Origin of the sequence: Thermostichus vulcanus str. 'Rupite' (assembly GCF_022848905.1) — a bacterium.
Lineage (GTDB): Bacteria > Cyanobacteriota > Cyanobacteriia > Thermostichales > Thermostichaceae > Thermostichus > Thermostichus vulcanus_A.
In genome coordinates, this window is the sequence record NZ_JAFIRA010000018.1 from 1 (window position 1) to 19,537 (window position 19,537).

The 19,537-nt window shown below is 54.7% G+C and carries 15 protein-coding genes and 3 pseudogenes; 8 read left to right on the forward strand and 10 right to left on the reverse strand.

Features of this window, described 5'->3' with window-relative positions:
- Positions 1-372: 372 nt before the first annotated feature.
- From JX360_RS08425 to JX360_RS08435, 3 genes are all read right to left on the reverse strand, one after another.
- The gene (locus JX360_RS08425; protein ID WP_244350213.1) at positions 373-2,493 is read right to left on the reverse strand and encodes a CHASE2 domain-containing protein; all 2,121 of its coding nucleotides are present in this window, start codon (positions 2,491-2,493) and stop codon (positions 373-375) included.
- Positions 2,494-2,560: 67 nt separating this feature from the next.
- A complete protein-coding gene (locus tag JX360_RS08430) occupies positions 2,561-4,699 on the reverse strand; it encodes a polyribonucleotide nucleotidyltransferase (RefSeq protein ID WP_244350214.1) in 2,139 nt (712 codons plus the stop codon).
- Positions 4,700-4,749: 50 nt separating this feature from the next.
- A complete protein-coding gene (locus tag JX360_RS08435) occupies positions 4,750-5,025 on the reverse strand; it encodes a MoaD/ThiS family protein (protein WP_244350215.1) in 276 nt (91 codons plus the stop codon).
- 86 nt (positions 5,026-5,111) lie between these two features.
- On the opposite strand from JX360_RS08435, the gene JX360_RS08440 reads away from it, so the two are divergent.
- The 3 genes from JX360_RS08440 (at position 5,112) to JX360_RS08450 (ending at position 8,908) form a co-directional block, all read left to right on the forward strand.
- The gene (locus JX360_RS08440; protein WP_244350216.1) at positions 5,112-6,212 is read left to right on the forward strand and encodes a DMT family transporter; all 1,101 of its coding nucleotides are present in this window, start codon (positions 5,112-5,114) and stop codon (positions 6,210-6,212) included.
- Positions 6,213-6,306: 94 nt separating this feature from the next.
- Positions 6,307-7,170 (forward strand): arylamine N-acetyltransferase family protein, encoded by an 864-nt coding sequence (locus JX360_RS08445; protein ID WP_244350217.1) that lies wholly within the window; start codon positions 6,307-6,309, stop codon positions 7,168-7,170.
- 97 nt (positions 7,171-7,267) lie between these two features.
- The gene (locus JX360_RS08450; RefSeq protein ID WP_244350218.1) at positions 7,268-8,908 is read left to right on the forward strand and encodes a 2-isopropylmalate synthase; all 1,641 of its coding nucleotides are present in this window, start codon (positions 7,268-7,270) and stop codon (positions 8,906-8,908) included.
- 98 nt (positions 8,909-9,006) lie between these two features.
- Here the strand turns inward: JX360_RS08450 and JX360_RS08455 are convergent, their stop codons facing one another.
- The 4 genes from JX360_RS08455 to apcA all read right to left on the reverse strand — a co-directional run bounded on the left by JX360_RS08455 (position 9,007) and on the right by apcA (position 11,603).
- Positions 9,007-10,062, reverse strand: coding sequence for an ABC transporter ATP-binding protein (locus tag JX360_RS08455; RefSeq protein ID WP_244350219.1), 1,056 nt, complete (start codon positions 10,060-10,062; stop codon positions 9,007-9,009).
- Between the two features lie 135 nt (positions 10,063-10,197).
- Complete coding sequence (locus tag JX360_RS08460; RefSeq protein WP_244350220.1) at positions 10,198-10,401, reverse strand: phycobilisome linker polypeptide; 204 nt, start codon at positions 10,399-10,401, stop codon at positions 10,198-10,200.
- Positions 10,402-10,568: 167 nt separating this feature from the next.
- Entirely contained in the window at positions 10,569-11,054 is a 486-nt protein-coding gene (gene apcB / locus JX360_RS08465; protein WP_235278781.1) for an allophycocyanin subunit beta, read from the reverse strand.
- Positions 11,055-11,117: 63 nt separating this feature from the next.
- Complete coding sequence (gene apcA, locus JX360_RS08470; protein ID WP_244350221.1) at positions 11,118-11,603, reverse strand: globin family protein; 486 nt, start codon at positions 11,601-11,603, stop codon at positions 11,118-11,120.
- Between the two features lie 258 nt (positions 11,604-11,861).
- Here apcA and hslO point away from each other — a divergent pair, with 258 nt between their 5' ends.
- Together hslO and JX360_RS08480 are read left to right on the forward strand one after the other, a co-directional pair.
- Positions 11,862-12,821 carry an Hsp33 family molecular chaperone HslO gene (gene hslO, locus JX360_RS08475; protein ID WP_244350222.1) on the forward strand — a complete coding sequence of 320 codons (960 nt, stop codon included), beginning with the start codon at positions 11,862-11,864 and terminating at the stop codon, positions 12,819-12,821.
- Between the two features lie 80 nt (positions 12,822-12,901).
- Positions 12,902-13,912, forward strand: a complete 1,011-nt coding sequence (locus JX360_RS08480; protein ID WP_244350223.1) for a glycosyltransferase family 2 protein — start codon at positions 12,902-12,904, stop codon at positions 13,910-13,912.
- 29 nt (positions 13,913-13,941) lie between these two features.
- On the opposite strand, the gene JX360_RS08485 is transcribed toward JX360_RS08480, so the two are convergent.
- The 3 genes and pseudogenes from JX360_RS08485 to JX360_RS17890 all read right to left on the reverse strand — a co-directional run.
- Positions 13,942-15,210 (reverse strand): YcjF family protein, encoded by a 1,269-nt coding sequence (locus tag JX360_RS08485; RefSeq protein ID WP_244350224.1) that lies wholly within the window; start codon positions 15,208-15,210, stop codon positions 13,942-13,944.
- A gap of 106 nt (positions 15,211-15,316) precedes the next feature.
- Positions 15,317-17,395: a putative bifunctional diguanylate cyclase/phosphodiesterase gene (locus tag JX360_RS08490; protein ID WP_244350225.1), complete on the reverse strand. Its 2,079-nt coding sequence runs from the start codon at positions 17,393-17,395 to the stop codon at positions 15,317-15,319.
- A gap of 243 nt (positions 17,396-17,638) precedes the next feature.
- A pseudogene (locus tag JX360_RS17890) lies at positions 17,639-17,797 on the reverse strand (RNA-guided endonuclease TnpB family protein); the annotation flags it as partial.
- A gap of 794 nt (positions 17,798-18,591) precedes the next feature.
- On the opposite strand from JX360_RS17890, the pseudogene JX360_RS17895 reads away from it, so the two are divergent.
- The 3 genes and pseudogenes from JX360_RS17895 to JX360_RS08500 form a co-directional block, all read left to right on the forward strand.
- Positions 18,592-18,717, forward strand: a pseudogene (locus tag JX360_RS17895) (transposase); the annotation flags it as partial.
- Between the two features lie 41 nt (positions 18,718-18,758).
- Positions 18,759-19,284: pseudogene (locus JX360_RS17900) on the forward strand (RNA-guided endonuclease TnpB family protein); the annotation flags it as partial.
- Positions 19,285-19,292: 8 nt separating this feature from the next.
- On the forward strand, positions 19,293-19,472 hold the full coding sequence (locus tag JX360_RS08500) for a hypothetical protein (protein WP_244350227.1): 180 nt from the start codon (positions 19,293-19,295) through the stop codon (positions 19,470-19,472).
- The last annotated feature ends 65 nt before the right edge of the window (positions 19,473-19,537 follow it).

Here is a 19,537-nt window from a genome sequence, read left to right on the forward strand (position 1 = left end):
CGGACTGATGCGGAGCAGTTCGTTTGCCAGTTCGGTTGTCGCACAAACCGTCTGGTTAAACATCTCTGCTTTGACCGCATTGAGGTCAAGAAACTTGAGCTTGAGTGTGGTGGTGACCCGTTTCATGCAGACTATTGTATGTACTATTTCTGTTGCTGAATAAATTCAGCCTGTGCGCTTATATCCCCCGGTTGGAAACCGGGGGCTTTACGCTGCTTTTCGTAAGGATCTAGCGCAGTGGAAGTTCCGGCTTCTCTGATCTAACGAAATCCTGAGCAATAGCATTCTCTGTAAGTTCGCCCTGGTCAAAAACTGGGGCTTTTTGGTCGGATTGGTCAGATGTTGGTCATTGGCACTGGGTACAATGTCCGTTCAGAGGCTGGGCATTTCCCAGTGCAGCTCAACGTGGGTGTAGCCTTCTGGGGTATGGGTACGGTGCCAGGATCCCTTGGGCAGATAGCGGGCGATGGTGTTCATGGCTTTGCTGCCATAACCGCCACTGGGGCTGGGGGCATATTCTGCACCATCGTTGACCACCGCCAAGCAGCAGTGATGATCGGTTTGGGTCAATGACACGCTCACAAACGAGGCATCCCCTTTGGGCGGCTGCACATGGGCGATCACATTGCCGATGGCCTCCCGCAAAAACCGCAGGATATCTTCCCGCTGGTCAAACCACTCGCTGGTATTGGGTTCATTCAGGGGCTGCAGTTGCCGTTCTACCGAGAGAGTCAGACCGCCGCTTTGCACCAGTTCATCCAAGTAAGTCTCGATGCCCCGATGCAACCCTTCCCGCAAACTGGGGGAAATGTGCAACTTGGTAGCTAAGGTTCGCACATCATTGAGCTGATCTCGAATGCCACGTCCGATCCCTTCCAGTTGTTCCAGCAGGTGATCGTAAACGGCAGGACTGAGGACTTTTCCCTGCTGTTGTTGCCATTGCAAACTCTCCAAATCATCCATGACCACCTTCAGTTCTTGAAGCTCCCGATCGTGAATATCGGTGGCGACTCGGTAGAGCAATTTGCGGGCTTGATCAATGGCGGCTTCTTGTTCGGCGCGGCGCAGGCGATCCAATTCCTGCTGTTGAGCCAGTAGCCGCTCCTGGTTCTGCAAAATGATCAAAGTCAACAACAAGCTCACCCCCGTCAACCCACTGGCCAGAGCCGGAAGAGCCAGCGGCCAAATCCAGCGCCACAGCAAAAACTGCGCTACAGCCCAACCTTCGTAAACCAATAGCCCCAGTACAGGCCACAGAAGAAATCGCTGTCGTTTCCAGTCTTGACGACCCAGCCGCAAATGGGGGCGATAAAGCATCAGGAGCAAGCCCGTACCCCCTCCCATCAGCAGCACCACAAAGGCCGCCAAACCCGCAGGCACCGAGCGATACACTTCACCCGTGAGCAGGCTGGAGAGGATTTGCGCTTGCAGTTCTACTGCGGCAATCAGGGATCCATCCGCGGTTCGGACCGGAAAGGTTTCGGGATAGCCCCCCACAAAACCCACCAACACCACCTTGTCACGCAGCTGGGCCGCAATTTCTGCATCGAGGGGAGGGATCCCCTCTTGGCTGAGGCAGGCTTGGCTGGGGTTGACAATTTGTGAGGCCGATCCGGATCCCGCTTGGAGGATCACCGGCGGACAAACCTGTTCGATGGGGATGATCGGGATGCTGTGGTTGGCTCCCAGCGGGTTGAATTGCACCGGACCCAACCCCCGCTCTCGAAACCAGCGGCTAGCCCCCTCGGGGTCATATTTGGCAAAAGCGAGGCTCTCGACCGAGGCAAACATCTGCTCTTCTTGGCTATCTCGGCGCAGATACACCCCCCGCAGCTGGGCTTTGCGTAGGATCCCGGCCCCATCCACCTGATATTGCACTACCCCCTGGACATGTTCCGGCGGCACGAGGTACTCCAGCCGCAACGAGGAGAAGGGCAAGAAATGGTTGTAGATGCTGATCTCGGCACGGCGAAAACTCTCACTGCTACGGGTGGCCAAGACCAACCGATCCGGATAGCGCTGCACCACTTGCCGCAGCGGCGCATCCAAGTTTTCGTTACCCAGGTTTTGTGGCACCACAAAGCTACTGGGCAGGTTCAGAACCACCACTCTGGCCTCGGCTTCCTCCAGTAGGCGCAGGGTCAAGCCAGCATAGTTGGCCCGCTCCAAGAGAAAGTCGATGTTTTGGCTCCCATCCGTACCTTCCCCTTGAATGCGGCCATCAATACCCACGATCACCACATCCGCAGAGGGCTCCTGTGGGCCTCGCCAACCGTACAACCACTGTTGGACATCACTCTCCATGCGCACCAACAACGGGTGCTGCGCCGAAAGATTAAGCAAGGTCGCCCAACCTAAGCCCCAAGCCAAAGCCCAACCCAGTCTCCGCTGGGTTTCTCTTGAGGAAAGGGGAGTCTCAGGAACAGGGTCTTGAGTAGCAAAGGAGTGACTCACAGGGTCTGGCATTGAGTCGGACAGGGTCTCTTTTGCCATCTTGGCCCCTCACGTCGGTGGCCGAGGGGATCCCTGACCTCCAACTTGGCGGGGCGGAAGCGCAGCCTTAATGGTGATTGTTGCGCACCTGAGCCGCTTCTTCAGGACTGATACCGAGACGGGTGAGATTGATGCGGCCCTTGTGATCGATGCTGCGCACCTTCACCACCACCTCATCTTCCACAGCCAGCTCATCTTCCACCTTACCCACCCGATAGTCTGCCAGTTGCGAGATGTGGATCATGCCTTCTTTACCGGGCAAAAACTCCACAAAGGCGCCGATGGGAATGATGCGGGTTACCTTACCCAAGTACACTTGCCCCTCCTGCACGCGTCGCACCAGGTTCTCGATCATCGCCCGGGCTGCTTCTGCTTGACCGCCCACTGCCGAAGAAACTGTGACCGTGCCATCATCACTGATGTCTACTTTCGCCCCTGTCGCTTCGGTGATGCTACGTACCATCTTGCCACCGGGGCCGATGATCTTGCCGATATCTTCGGGATCCACCTTAAACGTGAGCAGACGAGGAGCAGTGCTGGCCAACTGGGGTCGGGGCGCAGAAATCGCCTCCATCATTTTGCTGAGGATAAACTCCCGTCCAGCTTTGGCCTGCTGAATTGCCTGCTCGACAATATCGACCGTAATGCCGGTAATTTTCATATCCATCTGCAGGGCAGTAATCCCCGCTTGGGTACCGGCCACCTTGAAGTCCATATCGCCGAGGAAGTCCTCAATGCCCTGAATATCAGTGAGGATGCGCACTTCATCCCCTTCTTTAATCAGGCCCATCGCCACACCACTGACCGGCGCTTTGATTGGTACCCCAGCATCCATCAGAGAAAGGGTAGAGCCACAGACGGATCCCATCGAGGTGGAGCCATTGGAGGAAAGCACCTCTGACACCACCCGCACCACGTAGGCAAACTTGTCTTTATCAGGAATCACAGGTACCAAAGCCCGCTCTGCCAACGCACCATGGCCAATTTCGCGCCGACCCGGAGAGCGGGAAGGCCGTGTTTCCCCCACTGAGAAGGCTGGGAAGTTGTAGTGGTGCATGTACCGTTTTTCGTCGCTGGGGTGGAGATCGTCCAGCTCTTGGGCATCACCAGGGGTACCGAGGGTGGTAATGGAGAGCACTTGCGTCAGACCCCGGTTAAACAGGGCACTACCATGCACTCTTGGAATCAACCCGACTCGGCAGGAAATCGGGCGAATTTCATCCAGCTTGCGGCCATCCACCCGCACCCCCTCCTGGATGATCTGCTGCCGCATCAACTTTTTGGTCAGGGCTTTGAACTGGACATCCAGCTCCTTCGGATTTTCCAGAAGATAGAGCCGCAAGGGATCCGTTTCCGGTTGGGCTTGGATCTGGGCTTCCAGCTTGGCTTTAATCTCATCCAATCGTTGATCGCGGCTGGTTTTGTCCAGGAATTGCTTCAAAATCGACTGGATTGCCTCTTGAGCCTGCTCCTTAACAAAAGCCACCAGGGCTTCATTTTCTGGAGGAGGCGGCAATTCTACGGGTTCTATCTTCAGATCTTGGAAGACTTGGTTTTGCGCCTTCAGCAGTTCTTGAATCGCTTCAAACCCAAATTCAATCGCCTCGATCACGTCTTTTTCCGGCAGTTGGTTGGCCCCGGCTTCCACCATGATCACGCCATCGGCACAGCCTGCCACCACCAAATCCAGATCCCCAGCTTCGATTTCGGCGTAGGTGGGGTTAATAATAAATTCATCTTTAAACAGCCCCACCCGCACAGCGGCAACAGGACCATTGAAGGGGATCCTTGCTCCCCGGATTGCCAGAGAAGCCCCCAAAATGCACAACACATCCGGTGGCACATTGTCATCCACCGATAGAGTAGTGGCCACCACCTGCACATCATCCCGCAGCCATTCCGGGAACAAAGGACGAATGGGACGGTCTATTAGCCGAGAGATCAGAGTAGCCCGTTCCGGTGGGCGACCTTCCCGCCGCAAATACCCGCCCGGGATCCGCCCGGCGGCGTAGAGACGCTCTTCGTAGTCCACCAACAACGGCATGAAGTCGATGCCAGGTCGTCCTGGCTGCCGGGTAGCCGTGACCAAAATGGAAGTTTCGCCCGAGGTCAACCAAACCCCACACCCTGCTTGCGGGGCCAACAAACCGATATTGATGTCAATTTCCCGTCCATAAAAGGAAATCGACTGGGTGTATTCTGCCATGTAACGTTTCGCCTTCTTTTTTTCTTGCCGCTATCGTAGCACTCTCCTCCTCAACCCCCACTGACTGGCGGGATCAACACCACTTCGTCTTCAGCAGATAGGGGGGTATCTGCAGGGACAAAATTTAAGTTGAGGCCAAACCGAGTTTGCGAACGCCAAGGGGCCAAGGTCGGGTAGCGCTGGATGAGCTGCTCACACACCTGCCCAATAGTGGTGCCAGGGATAACCTGTAGCCTCAGTTCGGCCTGACCGATCACCTCCTGATAGATGGCGAAGAGCTTCAGGGTGATGGGAAATTCTCGCTCCTCAGTAGTTTTTTCGTTCATCGGCTCAGCAACGGGTCTCGGGATGGAGGCTCTACAGCCCATCCTAAGCTCAAGATGTACAATCGGGGTATTTCCCTCTGACAAGCTTGGGAGGCACTCAAAGAGAGAGCTTCCTCTATGCAACACCTACCCTGCTTGGGAGAGATTGTGTGAGAAGCTACGCCGTTGTTTTGGTTTTAGTCGCTGCAGCTTGTTTTGGAGCCGCTACACCTGTGAGTAAGTGGCTGCTTGAGGATTTATCTCCTTTTCAGTTGGCTGGGATTCTCTACTCAGGGGCGGCAATTGGGGTGCTTCCGAGCCTCTGGAAAGAGTCTTCCCATCGCCCTCTATCTCAGGTGGATCGACAAAATGGCTGGCGGCTGGCTGCCGCTATTCTCTGTGGGGGAATTTTAGGGCCTGTTTTTCTGCTTTTGGGCTTACAACTGGCCTCTGCTGCTTCAGTGGCTCTTTGGCTAACTTTAGAGATGGCAACAACAGCGATTCTAGGTCATTTTCTATTTCGAGATCAGCTTGGAGGGTTCGGGTGGTTAGCAGCTGGGATGATGTTCTTCGCCTCAATTTTACTGTCTTGGGGAGAAGGTTTTGCTGGCATACAAGCTGGGCTATGGGTTGTCATGGCCTGCCTGTGTTGGGGGCTGGATAACCATTTAACGGCACTGATTGATGGGCTACGGCCTAGCCAGGTCACCTTTTGGAAAGGCGGGGTCGCCGGGTTCGTCAATCTGAGTATTGGGTGGGTTTTACAACCCTGGCAGGCAAGTGGATTAACGGTGATATCTGCCCTGGGAATCGGTATCTTCTCTTATGGCATTAGCCTTGTTTTATACATTACTGCTGCCCAAAACTTGGGAGCTACACGCAGCCAACTTCTCTTCTCTACTGCTCCTTATTTTGGAATTGGGCTTGCCACATTGTTTCTGGGAGAAAGTATTTCCCCTCAACAACTGATCTCGATGAGTCTATTCGCAATTTCCACAGGGCTTTTGTTTCAGGATCGACACCAACACGAACATGAACATTCAGCAATCGAGCATGAACATTGGCATCGTCATAACGACGGACATCACGAGCATGTTCATCCTGAACTGCCTGCCTCCGTGCATCATAGACACTGGCATCAGCACAGATCTCTGACCCACAGTCATACTCACATTCCTGACTTACACCATCGTCATAGCCATACCTAGTCGTAACTCAGTTGTATAAGCAACACCTCGGTGCATCGCTAGTGGAAGGACTGTTAAGGTCAACACAAGCGTTCTCAGCAGCTTCTAGGGTGATATGGATGCTCTCACTCCTTCCCAAGTCGCGGCCTACCTGGATCGGATTGGTTATACTGGCTCCCCCCAGCCCACCCTGCAAACCCTGCAACAGATCCATCTGGCCCACCTGCTGACGGTACCCTTCGAGAACCTAGACATTCATTGCGGTCGTCCAATTCGCCTCGAACGGGATCCCTTGTTTCAAAAAATCGTGCGGGAGCGGCGGGGCGGATTTTGTTTTGAGTTGAACAGCCTGCTGGCCGCTGCTTTAGCCGGCATGGGATATTCGGTGCAGCTTTTGTCGGGGCAGGTCAGTCGGGCGGATGGCAGTTTCGGCCCAGAATTTGATCATCTGGCAGTGCAAGTCACTCTGGATGGCCAAGCTTGGCTAGCCGATGTGGGCTACGGGGATTCCTTTCGGCAGCCTTTGCGACTAGGGGATCCCAAGATTCAAACCCAACAGCAGGGGCGCTACCGACTGGTTCCCTGGTCGGATCAGAAGGCTGCAGCCGCCGCGGATCCCTGGCCATCCACACCCTCTCCTCGCTACTGGCAGGTGCAACAGGAACAAGCAGATCAGACTTGGAAAACCCTGTTTCTGCTGGATCGGATCCCGCGCCAGTTGCAGGAGTTCGAGCCGATGTGCCACTTTCACCAAACTTCGCCGGAATCGATGTTTACCCGTTTGCGCCTCTGCACCCTAGCTACTCCCACAGGACGAATCACCCTCACCGCACGTGCCAATGGCTCCGCCTCTTTTAAGTGGATCGAGACCACCGCCAAGGGACGGCAGGAACGCATCCTTAAGGATGAGCAGGAGTATCATCAGCTCCTATCTCAAGCCTTCGGGATCCAGCTTCCTCCAAAGCAGAAACCGGATTAACCTCACTCACATTTGGCCCAGTTAGAAGCAACCCTAGGATGCCGAGACACGGCAATGTCACAATGAAGGATGATGTTTCGTTACCCCAGTTACGGTCATGGATGCTGCTGCGGTCTCTTCTTTTGATGGCCAAGCCCTCGATCATGTGTTGATTTTCGACACCACCCTGCGGGATGGTGAGCAGTGCCCGGGTGCTACCCTGAACACCGAAGAAAAACTGGCGATTGCCCGGCAACTGGCCCGACTGGGAGTGGACATCATCGAAGCGGGCTTTGCCTACGCCAGTCCTGGAGACTTCGAAGCCGTACAGAAGGTGGCCGAACAGGTGGGATCCGCCGATGGCCCCGTGATTTGCAGCTTGGCCCGCGCCCTCAAACCGGACATTGAAGCAGCTGCCGAGGCCCTCAAACCCGCTGCCAAACCCCGCATCCACACCTTTATCTCCACCTCCGACATTCACCTGCAATACCAGCTGCGCAAGAGCCGCGCCGAAGTGTTGCAGATTGCCGAAGAGATGGTGGCCTATGCCAAATCTTTTGTGGACGATGTGGAATTTTCCATGATGGATGCCACCCGCTCGGATCCCGAGTATCTCTACCAGGTGATCGAAGCGGCGATTCGGGCCGGAGCCAAAACGATCAATATCCCGGACACGGTTGGCTACGTCATGCCGGAGGAGTTTGGCCAATTGATCAAAGGGATCCGTGAAAACGTACCCAATATCAAGCAGGCGGTGCTTTCTGTTCATGGCCATGATGACTTGGGGGTTTCCGTCGCCAACTTCCTAGAGGCCATCAAGCAAGGAGTTCGCCAGGTAGAGGTAACGATCAATGGCATTGGCGAGCGGGCTGGCAACACCGCTCTGGAAGAATTGGTGATGGCTTTGCATGTGCGCCGCAGCTACTTCAACCCCTATTTCGGCTTGCCGGTTGACTCCGAAAAACCCCTCACCCACATCAAAACTCAAGAGATTTACCGCACCTCTCGCTTGGTTTCTAACCTAACAGGGATGTTGGTGCAGCCCAACAAAGCCATCGTCGGTTCCAATGCCTTTGCCCACGAGTCCGGGATCCATCAGGATGGCATGCTCAAAAACCGGCAAACCTACGAAATTATGGATGCCCAAACCATTGGCTTACAGTCCAGCACATTGGTCATGGGCAAGCACTCGGGCCGCAACGCCTTCCGCAATCGTCTACAAGAGTTGGGCTTTCACCTCTCGGAGCAAGACCTGAACAAAGCCTTCATCCGCTTTAAGGAACTGGCGGATAAGAAAAAAGAAATCTCCGATCTGGACTTGGAGGCGATCGTGAACGATGAAACCCGCCCCGTGCCAGAACTCTACCGCCTTGATCATGTGCAGGTGGTATGCGGAGATAAGCAGGCACCGACGGCTACGGTGCGCCTGATTACCCCGGATGGGCAAGAACTCATGGATGCAGCGGTGGGGACTGGCCCGGTGGATGCCGTGTACAAAGCCATCAACCGCATTGTCGATATACCCAATAAGTTGATCGAGTTCTCCGTTCAGTCGGTCACCGCCGGGATCGACGCGATTGGGGAAGTCACCATTCGCTTGCGCCACGAGGAACGGGTCTTTTCCGGCCATGCCGCCAATACCGACATTATTGTCGCCTCCGCCCAAGCTTACATGAATGCCCTCAATAAGCTCTACTTTGCCCTGCACGCAGCCCGCTCTACCCCTGAACAACGGGAGGCTGCCACCCAGAAAATCTGAGGTTGAGGTCAGATCTGTTCTAGGTAAGGCTGCCCATCAACTTTGTGCCCAACTGCTGGAAAGGGTTTGGGCTTTTTGCTCATGCACTGGGGTGGATCTCACCTATCCTGAGGACTGTCAGTCGGCGTCAGGATCCCTCCCTGAAACACCCGTCCAATCACCTCTTCAATCGGCAGATCCGTCACCGTCAGATCCAGCACCGGTAGCTCTGCCAAAAGCCGGGCTACCGTCTGGGTCAGGGTTTGCCGTTCCACCCAGAGACGCACTTCACACCCTTCCGTCAGCATCGGATCCCGGGCAGCTTGGACTTCCCCATAGGTTTGCAGTTGGGCCAGTGGACAGGCTTGGGCCAGCTCCAGCTTGACTTCCCGATAGGGGGCAAACCGCTCCAGCAACTCCTCAAGGCCGCCATCGTAAATCAGTTGCCCTGTGTTGATCACCAACACCCGCTCACACAAGGCTGTGATATCTGCCATGTAGTGACTGGTTAACAGGATGGTTGCCCCGTAGCGCCGGTTGTAGTCCCGTAAAAATTGCCGCACACTGGCCTGTGCATTGACATCCAACCCCAGCGTCGGCTCATCCAAAAATAAAATCTTCGGTCGGTGCAACAGAGCCGCCAGCAACTCTGCCTTCATCCGTTCTCCCAAGGAGAGCTTGCGCATCGGTTGCGTCAGTTTCCCCTCCAGACTTAGCAGCTGCGTCAGCTCCCCCACCCGCTCTTGAAAGTCCTTCTCCGGGATCTCATAAACCGCAGCATTGATCCGCAAGGAATCCATCGCCGGTAGATCCCAGAGCAACTGCTGTTTTTGCCCCATCACCAGGGTAATTTGCTGCAAGAAAGCGGGATCCCTTCGATAGGGCGTGTGACCCACCACCTGCAGGGTTCCCCCGGAAGGATGGATTAACCCCGTCAGCATTTTTAGGGTGGTTGTTTTGCCCGCGCCATTGGGCCCGAGAAACCCCACCACCTCCCCCGGCTGGATCTGAAAGCTCATCGATTGCACCGCCGGAATGTAGCGATAGGTGCGGCGAAAGAAATGTCGTAGAGTACCGATGATTCCGGGATCCTTGATGGCAACCGGGTAAACCTTGCTCAGCTCACGGGCAGTAATGATCGGCTCAGGCTGGAGGGGCAGTCCATGGGGCAACATGTCGGATCCTCACCCTCACGAAACAAGCAGACCCGCTACCCCAACCCCAAGGCGAAAGACCCTGAAGCTGGACATACCGGATCTGGAGAGGGCTATTGCCAGTATCTGAGGAGAAAATGCGAACGGATAGGGGAACTACAGCAGTCCTACATCCATGCCAGGCTTACCTGTGGCCAATTCCACCTTAATGATGCGGCCACCGGACTTTTGGATGCGTTGCTGTTCCCGGAACCAGCTATCGTAGGGCACCAACTTTGTGAAGAAGGTATTTTGCAGCTCCCGTTGGGTGCGAATCCGGGTTTGGCTGGGCACACAGGCCGTGATCTTAAACATGCGCATGATATGGGATCCCTGATCTACAACGAAATGGGCTATCTCGACCAGCAAAACAGGCGACCCACCTCAGAAAGCTCGCGTACCCTGATTAGCACACCAGATCCCTGCGGCAAATCGCCCGTCGTGCTCGTTGGACAATGGAACTCAAACCGATCCAACGACGCTAGCGTTTAGCTCAAGCCAGAGGAAATGTAGTCGAAGTACACACCCATCTCTTTGCCAGCATCAGCACCGACTAGAGCAGCGGTCACTTCTTTCATGGCTTGGATGGCTTGGATGGTGGCACCCACGGGCACGCCCAAAGAGTTGTAGGTTTCCTTCAACCCATTCAGCACCCGCTCGTCCAGGATAGAGGTATCCCCGGCCAGCATGGCATAGGTGGCATAGCGCAGGTAGTAATCCATATCGCGGATGCAAGCAGCATAGCGACGGGTGGTGTACATGTTGCCACCGGGACGGGTCAGATCGGAGTACAACAACGCCTTAGCAGCCGCATCCTTGACGATGGTGGAGGCATTGGCGGCGATGGTAGCAGCCGCCCGCACCCGCAACTCGCCCGTGGCGAAGAAGGACTTCAACTTGTCAATGGCAGAGTTGTCGAGATACTTGCCTTGGACGTCGTAGCTGTTGATCACAGCGGTAATCGCGTCTTGCATGATGAGCTTCCTAAATCCAAATCAGTGAACATTCAACAGTTGTGCAGTCAGAACAATGAGGGATTAGCCCATTGCTCCCACTACGAAGTCAAAGTAATAGCCAGCCTCGGCCGCATCTTCCGGAGACAACAGACCACTAGCCACCTGCTTCATTTGACGCACGCTCTCAGCCACCGCCGGGATCGGGGTGCCCAAAGAGTTGTACATTTCCCGCACACCCACCAAGCCAATCTCTTCGATCGGGGTGACATCACCAGCGATGATGCCGTAGGTAACCAGGCGCAGGTAGTAGTCCATATCCCGCAAGCAAGTCGCAGTCATCTCTTCGCCGTAAGCATTGCCACCAGGGGAGACAATATCAGGGCGCTTCTGGAAGAGTTGATCGGCAGCTTGCTTGACAATGCGCTCACGAGACTCGGTTAAGACTTGAGCGATGCGCAACCGCTTCTCACCGGAGGTGACAAAGGATTTGATCCGATCCAATTCCCCTGGGCTCAGGTAGCGGGCTTCCGCGTCCGCATTCACAATCGATTTCGTGACAACGCTCATGGATATCTATCCTCAAGTCGATTTTTTTAAAGAGTATGACGAACATACCCGGATGCTATTTTCGGGCATGGCTGCCATTCACCATCTCAGATCTTCACACTTCTTAAGATGTCTCCCAGAAAAGGAGTACTCCTGCCCCCTCCTGACTGCGCTAACTCCGGTAGTGCTGCGGGAGAGTGGTTACAATTCAAAATAGAAGGGAAGTGAGTCGCCAGGGGATCCCAGGCACTTGGCTTCAAGACGCGCGTTGAGGTTGTGATGACGGATGCCTCTGGATCAACTGGATCAAAGGGATCAAAAGTGGTTGCTGAGGGTCCGCCCCAATCTCTTCCGGATCATCTGATCCGAGCTACGGCGGCAGAAGGCAAAATTCGGGTGGTGGGGTTGGTTTCCACCCAAGCGGTCCAAGAGGCACGGGAGCGGCACAAGCTTTCTTATGTGGCGACGGTGGCCTTGGGTCGGGCCATGAGTGCAGGACTCTTGCTGGCGGCCAACCTGAAACGACGTCAGGCACGGATTAATCTGCAACTGAAGGGGGATGGCCCCCTCGGTAACATTTGGGTGGATGCCGGTTTGGATGGCACGGTGCGCGGTTATGTGGGCAATCCGGCGATTGAGTTGCCCCTCACCTCAGAGAGCAAGTTGGATGTGGGCCAGGCGATCGGGCGCTACGGCTACTTGCATGTGTTGCGGGATCTGGGGTATGGCCAGCCCTACACCAGCGCAGTGGAGTTGGTGTCTGGAGAAGTGGGGGATGATATCACCTACTATCTCTCCTCGTCGGAGCAAACCCCTTCGGCGGTACTTTTGGGTGTGAATCTTGATTCTCATCGGGTGCGGGCTGCCGGGGGTGTTTTGCTGCAGGTAATGCCGGGAGCGCCCGCCAGTCTGATCCCGGAGATGGAAACCCGCTTGGCCAAAGTGGAGGAATTCAGCCCGATGCTGGCCTCGGGGGGCGGGTTGCGGGAGCTGCTGCAAATTTGCTTGGGGGATTTGGATCTCAAAATTGTGCCGGAGATGCGCACCATCCGGTTTTACTGCAAGTGCAATTCTGACCGGGTGAAGGGGGCTTTGCGCATGTTGGGTCGGGACGAGCTGATGGATATGATCCACACCGATAAGGGGGCAGAGGCTGTCTGTCACTTCTGTAACGAGGTGTATCGTGTCTCAGAGGATGAGTTGCGTTCGATTGTGGCGGATATGTCGGCGACCGTATGATGGCACTTGTAATTTTGGTACTTGGGATGCGCTAATCCTATTGGCAGGGATCCCTTTTGTTGCCCTTCCTGTAGCCCCTGATGCTGGCTGAGTTCACCCATCCTGAGCTATCCATCGTCATCCCCTGCAAAAATGAGGCGGATAACCTTGAGCATTTGTTTGAGCGCCTCACCCAAACCTTGGATCCCTTGCAACTCAGTTACGAATTGGTTTGTGTGAACGACGGCAGCCAGGATAGTACCCTGGAAAAACTGCTTGCCTTTCACCAACGGGATCCCCGCATTAAGGTGATTAACCTCTCCCGTTGTTTTGGCAAAGAGATCGCCCTCACTGCAGGGATTGATTACACCTCGGGGAGAGCCGTCATTCCCATTGATGCCGACCTTCAGGATCCGCCGGAACTGATCCCGGAGATGCTGGAGCTATGGCGGCAGGGCTACCAAGTGGTGTACGCGGTGCGCCGCAGCCGGCAGGGGGAAAGCTGGTTCAAACAATTGACCGCCAACGGGTTTTACCATGTCATCGATCAGCTCAGTCAGGTGCGGATCCCACGCAACACCGGGGATTTTCGCCTGTTGGATCGACAGGTGGTGGAAGCAATCAAGCAACTGCGGGAGCGCACCCGCTTCATGAAAGGGATCTTTGCCTGGGTGGGCTATCGACAAACGGCTATTTTTTATGATCGTGCCCCGCGTTTTCGGGGTAAAACCCAATGGAACTATTGGCGCCTGTGGAATTTGGCGGTGGAGGGGATCACCTCCTTCAGTTCTTGGCCACTGCGGGTCTGGAGCTACTTGGGTTTGGGAATTTCACTGCTGGCTTTGCTCTATGGCCTCTTTTTGGTGGTGCGCACGCTTTTATTGGGATCCGATGTACCTGGGTATGCCTCTTTGGCAGTGATCATGCTGTTTCTGGGCGGGATCCAGTTGATCAGCCTGGGAATTATCGGAGAATACCTAGGTCGCATTTTTGAAGAGGTGAAAGGCCGTCCTTTGTATTTGGTACAAGGGGCATTTGGGTTTGAGGCCAGTCCCCATTACAACCAGCTTGGAGCCAACTCCGGTTCTACCTCCGGTGCGATCTCCAGGTAACTATTGAACTGCAGCTGAACTGCAGCCTTTCACTCCCAGTCCTCCTCCTCATCTCTTAACGTATTTCGTCTAGAAGCAGCATAGTCGCGGTACTGCTGCACAAAGAGATCTTTAATTTCCGATTCGGACAACGGGGTTCCTTTGATTTCAGCACGAGCAATCGCTTTCATCACCTCAATATAGGCAAGGCCCAGTGAGAGGGTGAGGGTGGCCGCCGTGGTGGATTGGAGGATCCCACCCATAGTTGTTCCAACGCCAGGGATAAACTTAAGCAGGTTAGAAACAATCGTGCGCCCTGTTACTGTCGTTATGGCAGTTCCAGCCAAAGCCCCGATCAGAGAGTAATAAAAGGAAGGAGAAGTTTTGTAGCCAAAGATAAAACTGATATTGGCGATCATGCCGATTTGTGCGGTTACCAACAAAGGCGCATCTGCAAAAGGGATTGGCACTGCCCCGATAAAGGCGGCGCTGGCTACATAACCGGAAACATACTTGGAGGCAGCCTGGGCTTTCAAATCCACCCGTAGCATTTGTTGTTGAATGAAGGCCAGACGGGCGACTTCCGGTAACAGCTCTAAGGTACAGCCAATCAGGTGCTCCAGGCCGTAGGCAGGAATCGTAATTTTCCGGGTAATTGCTTTGTCGCGGGCCAAGACTGGCACGATATAACGCACCGGCAGGTTTTGATGTTGCAAGTACTTTAAGAATTCACTCTCTTCAGAGCCTTCTAGGTATTGGGTTAAAACGAGAATCACCGGTACATCTTTAAGCTCCAATGAGCGTAACCAATCCCGTTCGGTTTCTTCCAAACGATTGGCTTCATGATGAATGCAATACCAAATAATATGAATGTGCTCTTCGGGATCCCGCAGGCGCAGTTCATCAATCAGTTGGGCAACTTCTAGACGAATACCCACATTTTGTTCCCCAGACAATTCCATGCCCGGTGTGTCATAAATGGTGATCGGGCAATCTTGTTTGCAATATTTGCGGATGTGGCGGGTTACAGGGCTGCCCACGCCGGTTCGAGCCAGTTCATCCTTAAAGACAGCGTTCACCAAGGTGCTTTTGCCCACCCCAGTTTTGCCGATCACCATCACATTGCAGTGACCCATTTCTGCTTCGGCTTCCAAGAGACTTTCGGTAAAGAGGTGGCTGGCCCAATCCCAAAATTGCTGAGGTTGCTCAGATTCAGCAGAGTGTCCTTTAACGCGGGCAACGGTGCGCTGGGTGAGATCGATCAATTTTTTTTGAATGCTTGGAATCAGGGATTGGCTCGAGCGGTCGTGTGAGGACATAAACTCAAAGTCCCAGGCTGGGATCCAGGCAAGGATAACACCAGTATGAATCTCTGATTGAGGGGTTTAGAACCCGCAGACCCAACCTCAAGCTACCCTGTCTCGATTAAGCCGCCAAGGCTTCTCTTCCCAACAGGGATCCCATTTCACCAGCCGCCAAGGGAGGATAAAACAGGGATCCCTGGCCCCTTTCACAGCCCATACGGTGCAGGTAGAGGGCTTGCTCGGAGGTTTCAATAGCGGGGGCCGTAACCGGCAAATTCAGGATCTCCGCCAAGCGCAGGGCTGCCAACAGGGCCTTGTCTGGCTCCCGTTGCTGAGGGCCAATCGCCTGTACCAGTGAAGCATCGAGACGGATCCCTTGCAAAGGCAGGTGACTGAGGCGTTGCAAACAGACATAGCCACTACCGAACCGCTCCAGCACCAGCGCCACACTCAACCGTTGCAATTGATGCAGCTGTTGTTCCACCAGAGAGCTGGCCTCCATCAACAGGGTGCCTGTTAACCCCAGGTACAACAGGGATCCAGGCAGTTGGCACTCCTGTAACCGACGTTGCAGGCGTTGGGCCAAATCCGGCTGGGCAAATTGTTGGGGAAGCAAGTTGAGGTGTAAGGGCAACTCGGACATCCAAGAATACTGGGCTCGCCACTGCTGCCACTGCTGCAGGGCAGCCTGAATCAGCCAATCTCCCAGGGGCACCGCCAACCCAGCCTCTTCGGCTACCCCGAGAAACTCGCGCCCACTTAGCCAACCCCGTTCTGGATGTTCCCAGTAGAGCAAGGCTTCCACTGCCTGCCAATCGCCTTTGGCCAGGTTTACCACCGGCTGATAACACACCCGCAATTGTCCCTGCTCTAGGGCGCGCCGCAGTTCCTCTTCCCATTGGGCTCTGGCCTTGGCATAGCGATGCAGCAGCGGATCGAAAACCTCATACCGACCTGGCCCCTGTTGTTTGGCCCGATACATGGCACTATCCGCCTGTTGCAGCAGCAGATCAGGATCCAATGCCTGGGATCCAGCCAAGGCAATGCCAATACTGGCGCTGATGGTTACATCGTGAGCCTGAATCTGGAACGGCACCTGCAGGGATTGGTGAATCCGTTCGGCGACCCGGGTGGCATCGCTCACCTGTTGGATCCCTTCTAGCAAAATGGCAAATTCATCGCCGCCAAAACGAGCCAGGGTGTCGATGGAGCGCACACAGGTTTCCAGCCGCCGGGCTGTACCCACCAGCAGTTCATCACCGGCATGATGACCAAGGCTGTCATTCACCGCCTTAAACCGGTTCAAATCGAGAAACAAGACGGCAAAGCGCTCTCCAGGGCTCCGCCGTGCCCGTTCCACCGCCCGTTGCAGCCGATCCATAAATAGGGCACGGTTGGGCAGTTCTGTCAGGGTATCGTGGAGAGCACTAAGCAACCTGTGGGGGGATGGTCGCACCGTCAGATCCCGCAGCACCAGGATCGTTCCCTTGGGCTGGCCAGATTCATCCCGCAAAGGGGCAATGCCATTGGCCACCGGGACTTCTTCTCCATCCCGTGCCAGCAGCAACACCGCTTCACCGGAGCCGATCATCACCTGGCCCCGTAACGCTTCCGCCCAGGGATCCGGTAGAGGTTGATGGGTACGGGCATCCACCATACGCACAATTTCCGAGGCAGGCTTACCCAGTGACTCCCCTCTGCGCCAGCCAATTAACGCTTCCGCCACTGGATTCATGAAAGTGACACGCCCCTGCAAATCGGTGGAGATCACCGCATCCCCCATACTGGTCAAGCTGGAGGCTAGGAACTGTTCCAGGCTTTTCAGTTTGTTCTCGGTTCGATGTTTGTACAAACAAAATTCGATCGCGGTTCGCAGCGCTTGCGCATCCCTAAGATCCGCCAGGAACAACCCTGGCTCAATGCCTTGCAGCCGCAACTGAGCTTGAGAGGGTAGCTTGGTCAGCTCGGAGTCAACCCTGGAGTCAAAGTAGATCAGCGGCAACCCCTGCGGCAGGATCCCGGTCACCCATCCCAGATCCAACAGAGCCAAATCAAATGATCCAGCCGCCAGTTGCACAGGCAGGGCATCCGCTGACTGGCTTACCCGTACCTGAAACCCTTGCGAGCGCAGCGCCGGACACAACCAAGAGGCTGTTTCCTGAGAAGACACCAATAGCAGTTGCTCTACTGCCATGGGCATACCCACTGCTTTATCCTACCTTCATGATATGAACCTGCCGAGCAAGGTTGCTAGCTCCCACCCGTTTAGAGTTGCAACCTAGAGTTGCGAACCGCTCAAAGCCAAGGTTACACGCTACCGCTAGAGTTGGGTCGTATTCTTTCCCGCATCTTGCCCTCTGTTTTCCCGTAGCCAGGAGTGCCAGGAACAGACTCACTCCGTGAAGTGCCCGACGCTGATGCTCTGCATACAGCGCGGGCTTCTCTAATCATCCACAACAGCCTCGGAGAGGGTGGACTTGCGCCTTCCTCCCTTTGGTCTTACATCGCGTCCTAGATCAGAAGCCCCACTTCCTGAGGCCAGAATCCGCAAGCCTTCATTGCTGATATTGATTGCTCCATTGATGTCCCTATCATGCTGTTGTGAGCCGCAACCCTACCCAGAGAACCAAGAAACTTGATTGCAGACTCAGAAATCACGAAATCACTTTGACGTTTTGAGGGAACTGAACCGACTGCCGATGGCGTAAGTCTGCCGTCGGCACATGATGCTTAGATTTGCAGTTGGGGTACTTCGCTCTCCCCTCAAAGAAGGGTTGGAACGCCCGCGACAGATTCAGTACCGACGGCTGCAAGCACTGCGAATAGCATTCCTTCCGCCATTCATGCTCAACCTTCAGCGCTGGGATCTGTTTTTTCATGATGAAAAATGCTTGGCTAGCAGGATGGACTGCTCATCGGCAGGATAGATGCCGACCTTGATTGCTTTCAACACGTTAAACCCGCTTGGTAGCCTCGTCACTTCAGTGCGAGGTGGAAAAGCGTTGGGGCGACTTTAGTCGCAGTCATCCGTGATGTGGGTCTTCAATCTATTCTTGAACCGTGGCAGCACGGACATTTTGAGGATGCTAGAGTGTTGTTATCATACTCCTCATCAACTCGAATGACTTTTGGTTGTCAGCAAAATCTTCTCTTGCTCAAGCCAAAGGAACGGGCGGTCATTGAGTATCTGTGCCAAGGATCCAACAAGGTCTATAACGTTGAGTGTCTCCAATGCTCTTGGTATTGACCACGGCATCAATAACTGGCTGACCTGCGTTAGTAATGTGGGAACCAGCTTCATTATTGATGGACGACACTTGAATCATCGTGACACATTCCCCCACCTCGGAACAGGTGGGGGTCAAGGAGCGGCGGAGGCTAGTCGTCATAACCCTGGGTGCTTTAAAGCTCACTTGCCGAAAAGACAGTGAGGGCCGTTTCAGCAAAAGCTCTGGACGGTCGCCTAGAAGCTGGGCTTGTCTATGTGATCTCTGGACTCTGGATAGTTCGAGATTGGCATAGGACACTCCCACCTCGGCTACGCCAGATGGGAGAGCTTCATGTCTAAGAATCAGTGGTACAACAAACGAGTCGCTGCGTTGACAGAAGGTCAACCTCAAGGCTTTTGGTCAAAACAACTGGCGGCAATCCCTGAGAAACGTAACTGTCAAATGCGGGATGCTATCAACAAGGCAGCAGTTTGTCCAAATTCCCACCGCCCGGTTGAAGCAGAGAGCATCTCAGCTTTGCCAGCCGTATGGCATCCGATTTGTTGAAACAGAGGAAGCGAATACTTCAGCAGCAAGTTTTCTGGACAAGGACGCTCTTCCCCAATACGGTGAAAAACCCGAAGGCTGGAAAGCGTCAGGACGGCGTGTCAAACGAGGACTCTATCGAACCGCAGGAAATGGGTATCTGAATGCGGATGGCAATGGAGCTGCCAATATACTCCGGAAAGTAGCGGCAACATTGGGGCTTGACCTCAGTGGAGTCAGTAGAGGCGCATCGTGCTCCGCATGACCCGGAGGGTCATTGACAACGCCGTTGCAAGTCCGATTCTGGGCTATTCAAGAATCCCCGTCACTTTAGTGTGGGGAGTGTCAAAATCAAAGCCAGTACAGCCTCGGCAGGTGGTGGGGGTTGGTACAGTGGGTGGGATCCCTGGGCAAGCGACCTATACTCTCTATGACCCTAGCTCCAGTCGGGTACAGTTTCGCTGGGTGGATTATCCAAAGGGAGGAGTCCATACGGGACAGGGATTTGCCAGCTCCAGTTAGTACCATCAGAGGGCTATGGGAGAGGGGCAGCCGTGCTACGATGACGTGGCAATTTGGATCAGCTT

What these genes read in the sequence shown, in the direction of transcription:
- JX360_RS08425 (WP_244350213.1), bottom strand. Translation starts at nt 2,493, where the DNA reads ATGGCAAAAGAGACCCTGTCCGACTCAATGCCAGACCCTGTGAGTCAC.
- JX360_RS08430 (WP_244350214.1), bottom strand. Translation starts at nt 4,699, where the DNA reads ATGGCAGAATACACCCAGTCGATTTCCTTTTATGGACGGGAAATTGAC.
- JX360_RS08435 (WP_244350215.1), bottom strand. Translation starts at nt 5,025, where the DNA reads ATGAACGAAAAAACTACTGAGGAGCGAGAATTTCCCATCACCCTGAAG.
- JX360_RS08445 (WP_244350217.1), top strand. Translation starts at nt 6,307, where the DNA reads ATGGATGCTCTCACTCCTTCCCAAGTCGCGGCCTACCTGGATCGGATT.
- JX360_RS08450 (WP_244350218.1), top strand. Translation starts at nt 7,268, where the DNA reads ATGGATGCTGCTGCGGTCTCTTCTTTTGATGGCCAAGCCCTCGATCAT.
- JX360_RS08455 (WP_244350219.1), bottom strand. Translation starts at nt 10,062, where the DNA reads ATGTTGCCCCATGGACTGCCCCTCCAGCCTGAGCCGATCATTACTGCC.
- JX360_RS08460 (WP_244350220.1), bottom strand. Translation starts at nt 10,401, where the DNA reads ATGCGCATGTTTAAGATCACGGCCTGTGTGCCCAGCCAAACCCGGATT.
- apcB (WP_235278781.1), bottom strand. Translation starts at nt 11,054, where the DNA reads ATGCAAGACGCGATTACCGCTGTGATCAACAGCTACGACGTCCAAGGC.
- apcA (WP_244350221.1), bottom strand. Translation starts at nt 11,603, where the DNA reads ATGAGCGTTGTCACGAAATCGATTGTGAATGCGGACGCGGAAGCCCGC.
- hslO (WP_244350222.1), top strand. Translation starts at nt 11,862, where the DNA reads ATGACGGATGCCTCTGGATCAACTGGATCAAAGGGATCAAAAGTGGTT.
- JX360_RS08480 (WP_244350223.1), top strand. Translation starts at nt 12,902, where the DNA reads ATGCTGGCTGAGTTCACCCATCCTGAGCTATCCATCGTCATCCCCTGC.
- JX360_RS08485 (WP_244350224.1), bottom strand. Translation starts at nt 15,210, where the DNA reads ATGTCCTCACACGACCGCTCGAGCCAATCCCTGATTCCAAGCATTCAA.
- JX360_RS08490 (WP_244350225.1), bottom strand. Translation starts at nt 17,395, where the DNA reads ATGCCCATGGCAGTAGAGCAACTGCTATTGGTGTCTTCTCAGGAAACA.